11 protein-coding genes and 1 pseudogene are annotated in these 12,417 nt (G+C 42.8%); 6 read left to right on the plus strand and 6 right to left on the minus strand.

Annotation, left to right across the window (positions count from 1 at the left end; genetic code table 11):
- Window positions 1-109: 109 nt before the first annotated feature.
- The 3 genes from FZ954_RS10235 to spxB form a co-directional block, all read right to left on the minus strand.
- The gene (locus tag FZ954_RS10235; RefSeq protein ID WP_148878300.1) at window positions 110-1,549 is read right to left on the minus strand and encodes a 6-phospho-beta-glucosidase; all 1,440 of its coding nucleotides are present in this window, start codon (window positions 1,547-1,549) and stop codon (window positions 110-112) included.
- 227 nt (window positions 1,550-1,776) lie between these two features.
- Window positions 1,777-2,037 (minus strand): SemiSWEET family transporter, encoded by a 261-nt coding sequence (locus FZ954_RS10240; RefSeq protein WP_001291471.1) that lies wholly within the window; start codon window positions 2,035-2,037, stop codon window positions 1,777-1,779.
- A gap of 220 nt (window positions 2,038-2,257) precedes the next feature.
- Window positions 2,258-4,033, minus strand: coding sequence for a pyruvate oxidase (gene spxB / locus FZ954_RS10245; protein ID WP_002923229.1), 1,776 nt, complete (start codon window positions 4,031-4,033; stop codon window positions 2,258-2,260).
- Window positions 4,034-4,325: 292 nt separating this feature from the next.
- Between spxB and FZ954_RS10250 the strand changes: the two are divergent.
- Together FZ954_RS10250 and FZ954_RS10260 are read left to right on the plus strand one after the other, a co-directional pair.
- Window positions 4,326-4,804, plus strand: a pseudogene (locus FZ954_RS10250) (GNAT family N-acetyltransferase).
- Window positions 4,805-5,246: 442 nt separating this feature from the next.
- A complete protein-coding gene (locus FZ954_RS10260; protein WP_048765415.1) occupies window positions 5,247-6,581 on the plus strand; it encodes an Nramp family divalent metal transporter in 1,335 nt (444 codons plus the stop codon).
- A 249-nt stretch (window positions 6,582-6,830) separates the two neighbouring features.
- Here the strand turns inward: FZ954_RS10260 and FZ954_RS10265 are convergent, their stop codons facing one another.
- From FZ954_RS10265 to FZ954_RS10275, 3 genes are read right to left on the minus strand one after another with little or no spacing between them, the layout of a single operon-like run.
- Window positions 6,831-7,463: an SGNH/GDSL hydrolase family protein gene (locus tag FZ954_RS10265; RefSeq protein ID WP_148878301.1), complete on the minus strand. Its 633-nt coding sequence runs from the start codon at window positions 7,461-7,463 to the stop codon at window positions 6,831-6,833.
- Window positions 7,464-8,291, minus strand: coding sequence for a Cof-type HAD-IIB family hydrolase (locus FZ954_RS10270; RefSeq protein ID WP_148878302.1), 828 nt, complete (start codon window positions 8,289-8,291; stop codon window positions 7,464-7,466).
- A gap of 15 nt (window positions 8,292-8,306) precedes the next feature.
- Complete coding sequence (locus FZ954_RS10275) at window positions 8,307-9,389, minus strand: DUF3114 domain-containing protein (RefSeq protein ID WP_262366251.1); 1,083 nt, start codon at window positions 9,387-9,389, stop codon at window positions 8,307-8,309.
- A 203-nt stretch (window positions 9,390-9,592) separates the two neighbouring features.
- Here FZ954_RS10275 and FZ954_RS10280 point away from each other — a divergent pair, with 203 nt between their 5' ends.
- The 4 genes from FZ954_RS10280 to FZ954_RS10295 all read left to right on the plus strand — a co-directional run bounded on the left by FZ954_RS10280 (window position 9,593) and on the right by FZ954_RS10295 (window position 12,333).
- A complete protein-coding gene (locus tag FZ954_RS10280) occupies window positions 9,593-10,240 on the plus strand; it encodes a metal-dependent transcriptional regulator (RefSeq protein WP_187423367.1) in 648 nt (215 codons plus the stop codon).
- A gap of 105 nt (window positions 10,241-10,345) precedes the next feature.
- Complete coding sequence (locus FZ954_RS10285; protein ID WP_148878305.1) at window positions 10,346-10,807, plus strand: MarR family winged helix-turn-helix transcriptional regulator; 462 nt, start codon at window positions 10,346-10,348, stop codon at window positions 10,805-10,807.
- Window positions 10,800-11,210 (plus strand): EVE domain-containing protein, encoded by a 411-nt coding sequence (locus tag FZ954_RS10290; protein ID WP_148878306.1) that lies wholly within the window; start codon window positions 10,800-10,802, stop codon window positions 11,208-11,210. Before FZ954_RS10285 ends, FZ954_RS10290 begins: the two co-directional genes overlap by 8 nt.
- Window positions 11,211-11,541: 331 nt before the next feature.
- Window positions 11,542-12,333: a DUF4037 domain-containing protein gene (locus FZ954_RS10295; RefSeq protein WP_148878307.1), complete on the plus strand. Its 792-nt coding sequence runs from the start codon at window positions 11,542-11,544 to the stop codon at window positions 12,331-12,333.
- Window positions 12,334-12,417: the final 84 nt, after the last annotated feature.

Below are 12,417 nucleotides of genomic sequence, written 5' to 3' on the forward strand. Positions count from 1 at the left end.
CGTAAAAGCTGATGAAATCAGCGTAGTAGAGCCCACTCAACCACTGCGTCTTGCTCGACAATCCAAAGACAATTGAGAGGCTAGGACTTTTGTCCCAGCCTCCTTGATGTTATTTGACAGATGCTCCGTTAGTAGCGATAACTTCCTTGTACCAGTCAAAGGATTTCTTCTTGGAGCGTTTGAGTGTTCCCCTGCCTTCATTGTCTCGGTCCACGTAGATAAAGCCATAGCGCTTCTTCATCTCGCCAGTGCCGGCTGATACTAGGTCGATACAGCCCCAGGTCGTGTAGCCCCACAGAACTACACCATCTTCATTGATAGCTTCCCGCATGGCCTTGACATGAGCCGCCAGATAGTCAATCCGATAATCATCAGCCACATAGCCATTTTCATCTGGAGTATCCACTGCACCCAGACCGTTTTCCACGATAAACATAGGCTTTTGATAGCGATCCCAGATGGTATTTAGCGTAATGCGCAAGCCCAGCGGATCAATCTGCCAGCCCCACTCAGAAGCTTCCAAATAAGGGTTCTTGAGAGAAGTAAAGATATTACCCTCCGTCAGTTCATTGACCTTAGGGTCACCCGAAGCCACCCGGCTAGAGTAATATGAGAAGGAAATGAAGTCCACCGTATGCTCCTTGAGCAGCTGCAGGTCTTCTTCTGTCATTTCGACAGTGATACCTTCGCGCTCCCAAGCTTTCTTAGCATAGTTAGGATATTCGCCACGCGCCTGCACGTCGATGAAGAAATAGTTTTTCCTGTCTTCCTCCATACCAACCCACACATCGCGTGGATGACAGGTGTTAGGATAATTTTGCCCCGCCGCCAGCATACAGCCAACCTTATTTTCCGGATCAATCTCATGAGCCAGTTTGGTGGCAATGGCTGACGCGACCAGCTCATGATGGGCCGCTTGGTATTTAACCTGCTCCTCATTTTCGCCTTCTTCAAAGCAGAGCCCCGCCCCCATAAATGGTGCATGGAGGATCATGTTAATTTCATTGAAGGTCAGCCAGTACTTGACTAAGCCCTTGTAGCGGGTAAAGAGAGTGCGGCAGAGACGTTCGTAAAATTCTAGCATCTTACGGCTCCGCCAACCACCATATTGCTCAATTAAGTGCATGGGACAGTCAAAGTGAGTAATAGTCACCAAGGGCTCAATGCCGTACTTATGGCATTCCTTAAAGAGGTCTTCGTAAAATTTCAGGCCAGCTTCATTAGGCTCCAGCTCATCCCCCTTAGGAAAAATGCGGCTCCAAGCAACGGACAGCCGATAGCTCTTAAAACCCATCTCACCAAAGAGGGCAATGTCCTCCTTAAAGCGATGGTACATATCAATAGCTTCCTTGGCTGGGTAGAAATAGCCTTCCTCAAAGTCAAACATCTTTTTCTTACCTGTGATGATAGCCAAACGATCCTCACCAATCGGCACCACATCTACATTAGCCAGCCCGCGACCATCCGCATCATAAGCGCCCTCACACTGGTTGGCAGCTGTCGCTCCGCCCCACAAGAAACCATCCGGAAAAGTCAGTTTTTTAGTCATAATTCTACCCGCTTTCTTATTTGCTTGTTTATTTACTTATATTATAGCTCATTCTGTAAACCTTTTCTTATGAAAAACTGTGAAATACTGATACTATTCTACTATTTCATTTAATCCGACAGATTTTCAGAGTCTGGTGCTTTAAAAAAATCATCTTTTAAGAAAAAGGCAATTAGCCTCTCCTGAAACAAAAAAGAAGACTGAAAACCAGTCTCCTCTTATTCCTCTTAAATCAAAGCCGTGATAGCCGTCACTAGTCCAAAAATGATTCCCGGTGCATTTGCTGCTGCAAGCGGAATATCTCTTTCTTTTTTGAACAAGCCGTAGTAGACCCAAAGGCTACAGTTGATTGCTGCGACGAGCGGTTGGATAAAATTCCCTTTTTGTCCCGCTAGGTTGTTCATGATTTGTGGAAAATAGGACACATACATCATTACGGACATAAAGGTTGCAACCCATCCTAAAATTTTCATTTGTTTTTCAGACATTTTTAATACCTCTTTCATTTTTCGGTTATATTTTATAATGATAGTCCAAAACAATCAAGCCCTTTTATCCCTTTGTTATGAAGATGTAAACTATCACAATCTTGTGATAAGTAAGAGGACAAAGAAAAAGACCGGATTGCTCCGATCTTTTCAAGTTCTGCTCTAAGAAAATCAAAGAATAAAATCTACAAAGTTTACATTTGATTTTCGATAAGAGGAATTATTTGATTGCGCGTGATTGCAATCCTTCTTCTTCCAAGAAGAGGCGGAATGGTACGAGTTCTTCTGCTTCGTATTTTTCCTTGAAGGCTTTGATTGCTTCTTCTGAGTGAAGTTTTGGATCGAGTTCAAGTACTTCTACTGGAAGTGGACGGTGTTGCGTAATACGAGCATCGATGACAACAGTTTTACCTTCCTTGTTGAGCTTCACAGCTTCGGCAACAACTGCATCGATGTCTTCGATACGGTCAACTGTAAATCCAACAGCACCTTGCGCTTCAGCGATTTTCGCATAGTCAGCATTAGGGAAGTCACAACCAAACAAGTGTTTGTTTGTGTCTTCGTATTTGTCCTTGATGAAGGCATATTTACCATTTGAGAAGACAACGTTGATAACTGGAAGGTCGTATTGAACGTTTGTGATAACGTCTGGGTAGCACATGTTGAATGCACCGTCACCCATGATGTTCCATACTTGGCGATCTGGATTGTCTTTCTTAGCAGCGATACCACCAGGAAGGGCAATACCCATTGTCGCAAAGAGTGGAGATGTACGCCACATGTTCTTAGGTGTCATGTGAAGGTGACGAGTAGATGTTTGAGTAGTGTCACCTACGTCGATTGAATAGATAGCGTCTTGATCAGCATGTTTGTTGATTGCATTGTAAACTTGATACAATTGCAATTCACCCTCAGTTTTACCTTCGAGTTTGTTCATGTAATCACGCCAGTTTTGGTTATTCTTAACGTTTGCACGCCACCATGGAGTAGATTCAACTGGATTCACTTTGTCAAGGATTGCTTTCGCTGCTTGACCTGCATCACCAAGGATTGAAGCGTCAAGGGCGTGACGTTTACCAAGTTTGTAAGGGTCAATATCCACTTGGATGAATTTTTCAGTGTTCTTGAATGCTTCGTAAACTTCAGCAAATGGGAAGTTTGAACCAAGGAAAAGAACTGTGTCTGCTTCAAAGACCACTTCGTTGGCTGGCTTCCAACCAACACGGTAAGCAGAACCTGTCAAACCTTCGTAGTTCCATTCGAAAGCTTCGAAGTTTTTACCAGTTGTGATGATTGGTGCTTTGATTTTACGTGACAATTCAGTAATCACTTCACCAGCTTTCACACCACCGTAACCAGCGTAGATAACTGGACGTTCAGCATTGTTCAAGATTTCAACTGCTTTGTCGATTTCAACTTCGTTCAAAGCAGGAGCGATGAATGAACGTTCGTATGAACCTGAACCGTAGTATGAGTTTTCATCGATTTCTTGGAAACCGAAGTTTACTGGGATTTCAACAACAGCTGGACCTTTTTTAGAAACTGCAGCACGGCAAGCTTCGTCAATTACTTTTGGTAATTGCTCAGCGTAAGCGACACGTTTGTTGTAAACAGCGATACCGTTATACATTGGGTTTTGGTTCAATTCTTGGAAGGCATCCATGTTGAGTTCGTTAACTGGACGTGATCCAAGGATAGCAAGGAATGGAGTGTTATCCATAGCTGCATCGTAAACACCATTAATCAAGTGAGTCGCACCTGGACCACCTGAACCTACTGCAACCCCGATTGAGCCGCCGAATTTAGCTTGCATCACCGCTGCAAGAGCACCTGTTTCTTCGTGGCGAACTTGCAAGAAGCGGATATCTTTGTCTTCAGCCAAGGCGTCCATCAATGAGCTGAGTGTTCCTGATGGGATACCGTAGATTGTGTCTACGCCCCATGTTTTCAATACGTTGAGCATTGCTGCAGATGCAGTAATTTTCCCTTGAGTCATAATAACTCTCCTTCAAAATTAAATTATTTATCGAAAACTTTCAGATAATATGATGAAAACGTTTCAATAAACTTACTCTACAAATTTATCACTTTTTCCATCGCTTGTATAAGAATATGCTCAGGAACGCTTTAGAACTATTACATAACAATTATGAGATTTTTCTGACTTTTGAAATGTATATTATAATAGATTTCAGAAAAGGTGAAAGTGACTCTCGCTGACCTTTGAAACTGTGAAAAATTTTAATTCAAAGCAAATTAGAAATTTAAGGGCTAAACATACTATAATATTGCTAGGTAAACGAAAATATTACCAAACAGTGGGTGAAAAGACGATCAGAGAAGCCAGTCCCAACGACCTAGATGAATTACTCCATTTATACCTCTCCTTGCACGAGACGGCCATTCCAGAAAAAGCCCAACCTTACAAAAAGTCTGGCAGCGGATGGTAGAAGATCCAGACCACCATATCATTATCAAAGTGCTTGACGGAAGGATTGTTTCTTCTTGTATTTGTGTCGTCATTCCCAATCTCACGAGAGGGCTACGCCCCTACGCCTTAATCGAAAATGTCGTCACCCATCAGGATTTTAGAGGCAAGGGCTATGCTAGTGAATGCCTTGATTTTGCTAAGAAATTAGCGACCGAAACCAATCGCTACAAAATGATGCTGCTGACGGGCTCCCAGAAAGAAAGCACCTGGAATTTTTATAAGCGGGCAGGTTACAATCATCATGATAAAATGGCCTTTATCCAGTGGCTAGACTAAAGCAAGCAAAAATCTTTAATAAATATAGAATAGATAAAGTCGAAATCAACCTCTGCTTCCAATTGTCGAAGAAAGTGATCTTTGGGAACCAATTCGTCTATCGTATAGAAGCCATATTGGCAGCGATTATAATCTGGTTTTTCTTTGTGAAACATAGCGAGCACCTCATAACTTTTCTTATCATTATTATACGACTTTACAAAAAAGTCCTTAGAAACTTCTGTTCTGAGGATTTTGTCTTCAATCTGAAGCCAGCGTTTTACTACGCTGGCTTTTGCAATACTGATATTGCTTATTTCAACTATCATTTTTTTATTTGTAATCATTCTAAAATGTGATATAATAAGGGTGAATTGGAAATAGGTAAACTATTTTCATCATTCTTTCAAAAAATATTCTATTAAGAAATATGTAAAGACAGATTAGAAAGTGGGAAATCACTATGTCCTCTTATAAAAAAGTCTCTCTTTCTGAGATCAATCAATCTATTGAGACTCCAAATAACAATCATTTTTGGCAAAATCTAAAAGCATTCTTAGGACCTGGTGCACTTGTGGCAGTTGGCTACATGGATCCTGGAAATTGGATCACCAGTGTGGTTGGTGGCGCCTCCTACAAGTACAGCCTTTTATTTGTTATTTTAATTTCATCCATCATTGCTATGCAGCTACAACAGATGGCTGGGAAGCTCGGTATCGTGACTAGGATGGACCTAGCGCAGGCCACAGCTCATCATGCTCCCAAGTGGCTTCGCTATAGTTTGTGGGTGATTTTAGAATTAGCTTTAATGGCGACAGACTTGGCTGAGGTTCTAGGTTCAGCGATTGCCTTAAATCTTTTGTTTAAAATACCGATTATGATTGCTATCCTCTTAACCGTTTTAGATGTGTTTCTTTTGTTGTTGTTGATGAAATTTGGTTTCAAAAAAATTGAAGCTATTGTTACGACCCTTATTTTAACCATATTAGCCATCTTTACCTATCTTGTGGCCTTATCCAATCCAAGTATCCAGGGGATCATTGGTGGTTATTTGCCAACTTCAACTTTATTTGAAACACCGTTACCGGGTCATGAAAGTCAATTGACCTTGGCTCTAGGGATTGTGGGAGCGACAGTCATGCCCCATAATCTCTATCTCCATTCCTCTCTATCCCAAACAAGGAAAATCAATCACAAAGATAAGAAGGATATTCGAAAAGCAGTTCGCTTTATGACCTGGGATTCAAATCTTCAGTTGTCTCTAGCCTTCATTGTCAATTCCTTGCTTCTTATTTTAGGTGCCTCCCTCTTTTTTGGTCATGCATCTGAAATTTCAGCTTTCTCCCAAATGTACAATGCCTTACAGGATTCGACAATAGCAGGAGCGATAGCCAGTTCAACTCTGTCCACTTTATTTGCTCTAGCCCTCTTAGCAAGTGGTCAAAATTCGACCATTACAGGCACTTTGACAGGACAGATTGTCATGGAAGGTTTCTTACATCTAAGATTACCTCAGTGGCTTATCCGTATCGGTACCCGTATTTTTGCCTTGCTACCTGTGATTATAGTCGCCGTTTTATTTGGGTATCAAGAAAAAACCCTGGATCAGTTATTGGTCTATTCACAGGTCTTTCTTTCAATCGCTCTTCCGTTTTCAATTTTCCCTTTGATTTATCTTACCTCTAAGAAGTCACTGATGGGAGAATTTACTAATGCCAAGTGGAACACAATCCTAGGTTATGCAATTTCAATTATCTTAACCATTCTTAATATCAAGCTTCTTTTCGATATTTTTTAAGAGTGGTTTTGAAGTCAAGTCTCGGCATCGGCGTGAAGATTGGTAAAGAGAAAGTAGTCGTAGTTGATTCATAAAAAGAAACAAAAAAGAACAGTTGAAACTGTTCTTTCAGATTGAAGACAAAGCCCTTAGCAACTTCTGTTCTAAGAACTTTGTCTTCAGTCTGAAACGAGTGTGATTCTGTTATCACACTCGTTTTGAAATTTCAGTTTTAAGTGCTTGATTAAGCTGGCCAAGAAAAATATTTTCTCAAAGATAAGGCTGCAGAGCCTTTGACAGCGTCGCATAGCCAGCAATAGTCAAGTGCAAGCCATCCGTAGTAAAGTCCTCCCGCAGCTGACCGCCCTCATCCAAGAAATTGTCATAAAGGTCGATAAAATGGACATTGGTATAGATGCTTGCTAGGTCTTGGTAGGCACGATTAAGGGCTTGGATTTTCTCGTTCGTTCGGATATAAACTGTTCCTTTGTACTGCTCCTGCTCATTCACAGGCAGGACGGACAGCAACTGGATCTGAGCCAGAGGATAGTCGCGGGAAATTTCCTGAATAACCGCTTCCAGATTGGCCAGCGTTTCAGCCTGAGCCATCTCCTTGCCAATGTCGTTGGTTCCAATCAGGAGAAAGACCTTGTCCAGAGCCTGTCCAAAGAGATGGGCATCCAAGTTCTCTAAAAGCAAATCAGTCTTGTAGCCACGAATACCACGATTGACTAAGGTTTTAGGACTTTTCAATAGCTCATGCAACGGGAAATATTCCACAATCGAATCACCGATAAAAATAATCGCTGGCTCCTTTACCGTAAGCTGATTCAGATCCCGATAATTTTTCTGGATCTTTGCCTGCTCATTCAAAAGCCACTGTTCTAATAATTGAACTGCCATTTAGACTCCTTTCTCTAAGTATTGCTCAATCACCTGTAAAACGCCGGACTCTGCATTGGCTGGTGCCAAGCGACTGGCAATGCGCTTAATCTTCTCGTCCCCATTTTCCATAGCATAGGAAAAATCCGCTAGTTCCAGCATTTCCAAGTCATTTTCGCTGTCGCCAAAAGCCATGATTTCCTTACTTTTAATTTGCCACCGATCCATGAGCTGACGAAGTCCCCAGGCCTTGTGAAGACCTTCTTGGATAATGTCAATCGCGCCATAGCCGCTGGTCACGGCACTCAATCTTCCAGCAAATGCTATATTGATCTGCCGCGTAATCTCTGCCGCTTGCGCTTCATCTACCATAACACTCATCTTTAGCACTTCTTCAAACGGATGATTTTGCAGATTGGGTACGAAATTCATTCGTTTGTAAAAATGGGCCGCCATTTCCTCTGTCATAATCTTGCTAATCATCGGAAAATCAGTGCCTTCCTGAACAAAGCCACCTTTAGTGGAAGTAACCACTAGATGCACCTCTCGCTCTTGACCCTGAAAATAAGCCAGCGTATCCGCAATCAAATCAGACTGCCAGAAAGTGCCCAGCAACATTTCATTCTTTTCAAAGATTCTAGCGCCGTTGGCGACGATCAGGGTCATACGCTCTGTCAAATCGTCCAACAATAAACGCATTCGTTGGATTTCATTGCCCGTCGCAATGACAAACTTGATGTTCCGCTCCTCCAGCTGGTCTAAAACTGCTGTCAAACGTGGCAAATCCAGCTCTCCTCGCGGATCCAAAAGGGTACCGTCCATATCCGTAGCGATCATTTTAATCGGCATCTTCCCACCTCATTTCTATAGTCTCAGATACTTATTTTTCACTTTATTCCATAAATATTTGAGATAAGCTTTCCCTTTTAACTTTTCGACTAATGATTTTTCAAAATCTTTTACTTGGGCATCAACTTGACTTTTAACGCTTTTCCCCGCAATTGCATAGCAACTTCTAGCCGTATGGTAACCAGCCGATCCTCGATTATTCTGAGGGGCTTTGAAAGCTTGCCCGCCATTCCGAATCGCCAGCCTGCGAAACTGGGGATCCCACTGGGCTGGACTTTTGACATCGTAGTAATAATGGGAACTATGATTGAACAGCGAGGGTTTCTCTCCGTAATTAAAACTAGCTCCATTGACTAGCCCATTTTTACTGCTCTTTTCTGGATCTAGGATATTGAGAAACTGCCCTTCCCTATCCAGAATAAACTCGGTATGGAAACGATGGAGAATCTTGATATTGGCCTGATAGGGCTGATGGTCTGGGTAGGTCACCTTGCCCTTATTGACAAAGGCTTTATTGTGCAGCCGCGAAGGTTCCCAGAGCTGGCAGTCTAGGTCAGGATGCGCCTGAAAATAGGCTAGGAGAGCCTGGCCGTCTGTCATCCCCGGCTTACGAAAATGCTGTCTAACCCACTGAGCCTGCTGACTGGAAATGACGTAGCGAAACTGGTGCAACTGACCTTTTAACCTTTGATTGCCACTGTCTGAAATAAAGTCTGTCGGGGAAAAAGCCTGTCGAATCGTTTGAGAAAACTGGCGCCAAAAGAGAGCGTGTGGCGATAAGTTCGGATGCATACGTGAGAGCAAGCGGGTGATCTCTGCTGCTTCCCCGCTCAATTCATCAGGCATGTCTATATACAACATAGCTAGCTTCAACAACTGCTCAGCTTGCTGGGGATGGGCTGCTCGGCATTCAAAAGACCACAGTTTCTGAAAGAGCGGACTGCCAAATATAAGGGCCTCCTCAAAAAGACCTTGGCGAGCTGATTCATGTGACAATGACGCCATTTCTGCTAGAAAAACTTTATCAAGAGCAGATTGAGACCAGCCTAGCACTTGTAACTCTGTATAGTATTGCTTGATTTCCACTTCCATCATCATCCACATCCATCATATGAAATTTCTTCAGCACCGTTCTGGGCTTCGCTAGCAGGCTTATGCAGCCTTCGATACCTCTCCTATTTATCTCTAAATATGCCAAAATTTCATGTAAAAGTCAACGTACAAAGGAACTTTCGGCCTCAAATTGTATTCTTTCAGCATTTTTTGCTATACTAGTCTTAGGAAAACAACGAGGACAAAAGATGACGCCAAATAAAGAAGACTATTTAAAATGTATTTACGAGATTGGCACGCGCCAGGGAAAAATCACCAATAAAGAAATCGCCCAGCACATGCAGGTTTCTCCGCCAGCCGTGACGGAGATGATGAAGAAAATGCTGGCTGAAGAACTCCTAATCAAGGACAAAAAGGCGGGCTATCTGCTAACCGACCTAGGCCTGCAGCTGGTCTCTGACCTCTACCGCAAGCACCGATTGATTGAGGTCTTCTTGGTCCAAAAGCTGGGCTACACCACGGACGAAATCCATCAGGAAGCCGAAATTCTAGAACATACCGTTTCTGAACGCTTTGTCGCAGGCTTGGAAAAAATGCTGGATTTCCCTGAGACCTGCCCTCATGGTGGCACAATCCCAGCCAAACACCAGCTGCTGAAAGAAAAATACCATCAAACTTTGGCCTCCGCTCAAGAGCCCGGTAACTACCTCATCCGCCGTGTCCACGACGATTTTGAGCTTTTGGCTTATCTGGAAAAGCACAATCTGAACATAAACCAAGAAATCAATTTCCTCCAGTATGACGACTACAGCCAGCTCTATCAACTAGAAGTGGACGGCCGAGCAATCCAGGTTAGCCCTATGATTGCCCAGCAGATTTATGTAGAAAAACTATAAACAGAACCCAGTTCAGACTTTTTAGTCTAAACTGGTTTTTTATTGACAAAAATAAGATGTCGGAATATAATAAGTATACTTATAAAACATCTAGAGGGAAAGCTAATGGAAACATCGCAGTTTAACTCCATCTACAAAGATGAATATAAAAAATCAACCGGTCTGCTCTTTATCCGCACCTACCACAAGTGGCATGGGCTGATTAAAAATGAGCTGAAAACCATTGATTTGACCCATCCCCAGTTTGTCGTTCTGACCTCTCTTGCAGCGCTTCTGCGCCAGCAAGAATGGGTGAGTCAGACCGATATTGCCCGATTTTCTGACATGGATGTTATGACCGTATCCCAAATCATCCGCCTCTTGGTCAAGAAAGGTTTGATAATGCGGGAAGTCCATCCCAAGGACAGCCGCGCCAACATCATACTTCTAACGGATACAGGGCTGCAAAAGGTCAACCAAGCCCTTCCTCTAGTAGAAAGCATTGATCAGGCATTCTTTGGAAAATTAGAAGATAAAACAGAAGTATTCAATCAACTCTTAATGAAACTGGAGGCAGAAAATGACTAGATTTTGGATTGGTGTCGTATCAAAAGAACACGTCCTAAGAGGTGTAGAGGGAGGCTTTTGCCAAGTCTGCCATGGAAAGAAAGCACCGCTGAACCGAATGAAAAAAGGAGATTACCTTTTGTACTACAGCCCCAAGTATCAGCTGAATGGTCAGGAAAAATTGCAGGCCTTTACAGCAGTTGGCAAGATTCTAGATGATACAGCTTATCAAGTAGAGATGTTCGAAGGCTTTGTACCATTTCGGCGAAATGTCAGCTACTACCACCCTGTCAAAGACTGCCCCATTGAGAAAGTACGGCCACATCCCGAATGGCGTCAATATGCTTCTCAACTACGTTATGGACATTTTGAAGTTTCGAAAGAATTTTTTCTCTATATCTTTGAACAGATGAAGGAAGAATAGGAGGCTGGGACATCCCGACCTCCTATTTTTTCATATCCGATGTCATAATGCTCTATAACTGTTTTAGCAGGAATTATGGGGTCTTTTCAATGAAAAAATCTTATCTACCTTACTGAAAAGTATAAATTAAATCAATAGAAAGATGTATAGAAAATAACCAAATCACATCACAAACCTCCTAGAAAGACCTGGGCTTTTCTGATCAAAATAATACTCTAGACACTTCCACTTCATCACGTTTTTTAAAAGAAAGAAAAGATCCTATTTACCCCCCTTGCAAACCTTTTCACTTTTTGCTAGAATGATGTCAAAAAATTAAGAAGGACAAATTATGCCACAAAATCTCTTTAAAGAATTGGCTCAACTGGAGCAAGTGGAAGCTCTGGCTCTAGGAGGCTCACGGGCCGGCCAACATTTTGACCAAGACTCAGACTATGATGTCTATGTCTACCTGAGTGCTCCTCTCGCGCCAGTCATCCGCCAAGAAATCCTCAGCAAGTACTGCTCCTATATGGAAATCGGCAATCAATTTTGGGAATTGGAGGATGACTGCGTCCTCAATAATGGTATCGAGATTGAACTGATTTACCGCTCGCTGAACGACTTTGACCAAGACTTACAGACAGTCGTTTTAGAGCACCAAGCCCAAAATTCTTACACTACCTGTATGTGGTACAATCTGATCCACAGCAAGATTCTCTACGATCGAGACGGCCGCTATGCTGCCCTCCAGAGCAAGTACAGTCTGCCCTATCCGGCTGAGCTGAAAGAGAATATCATCAGCAAGCAGCTCCTGCTTCTCGACCAAGCTATGCCAGCTTTTTCAAGACAGATCAAAAAGGCCCTCAAGCGCCAAGACCTGCTCAGCATCAATCACCGCAGTAGCGAGTTTTTCGCCTCCTACTTTGATGCCCTCTTTGCCCTCAATGAGCAGCTCCATCCAGGCGAAAAGCGCATGCTCCAGTATGCCAAAGAAAATTGCTCCCGCCTGCCACAGGATTTTGAAGCAAATATCCAAGACTACTTCCAACATCTCTACCAGCCAGACCAGCAACAGAAAGCGGTCCTAGCCTTGGATAGCCTCCTAGACAACCTTAAGCACTTGATTGAAGCAGCCATCTAGATTTTCAACAGATAAAAAGCTCATGAAGCCGGTTTTTCAGCAGGCTCATGAGCTTTTTACTATTTTCGACAAGCAAGTTGAGGC

Origin of the sequence: Streptococcus sp. Marseille-P7375, from assembly GCF_902460365.1 — a bacterium.
Taxonomy (GTDB): domain Bacteria; phylum Bacillota; class Bacilli; order Lactobacillales; family Streptococcaceae; genus Streptococcus; species Streptococcus cristatus_I.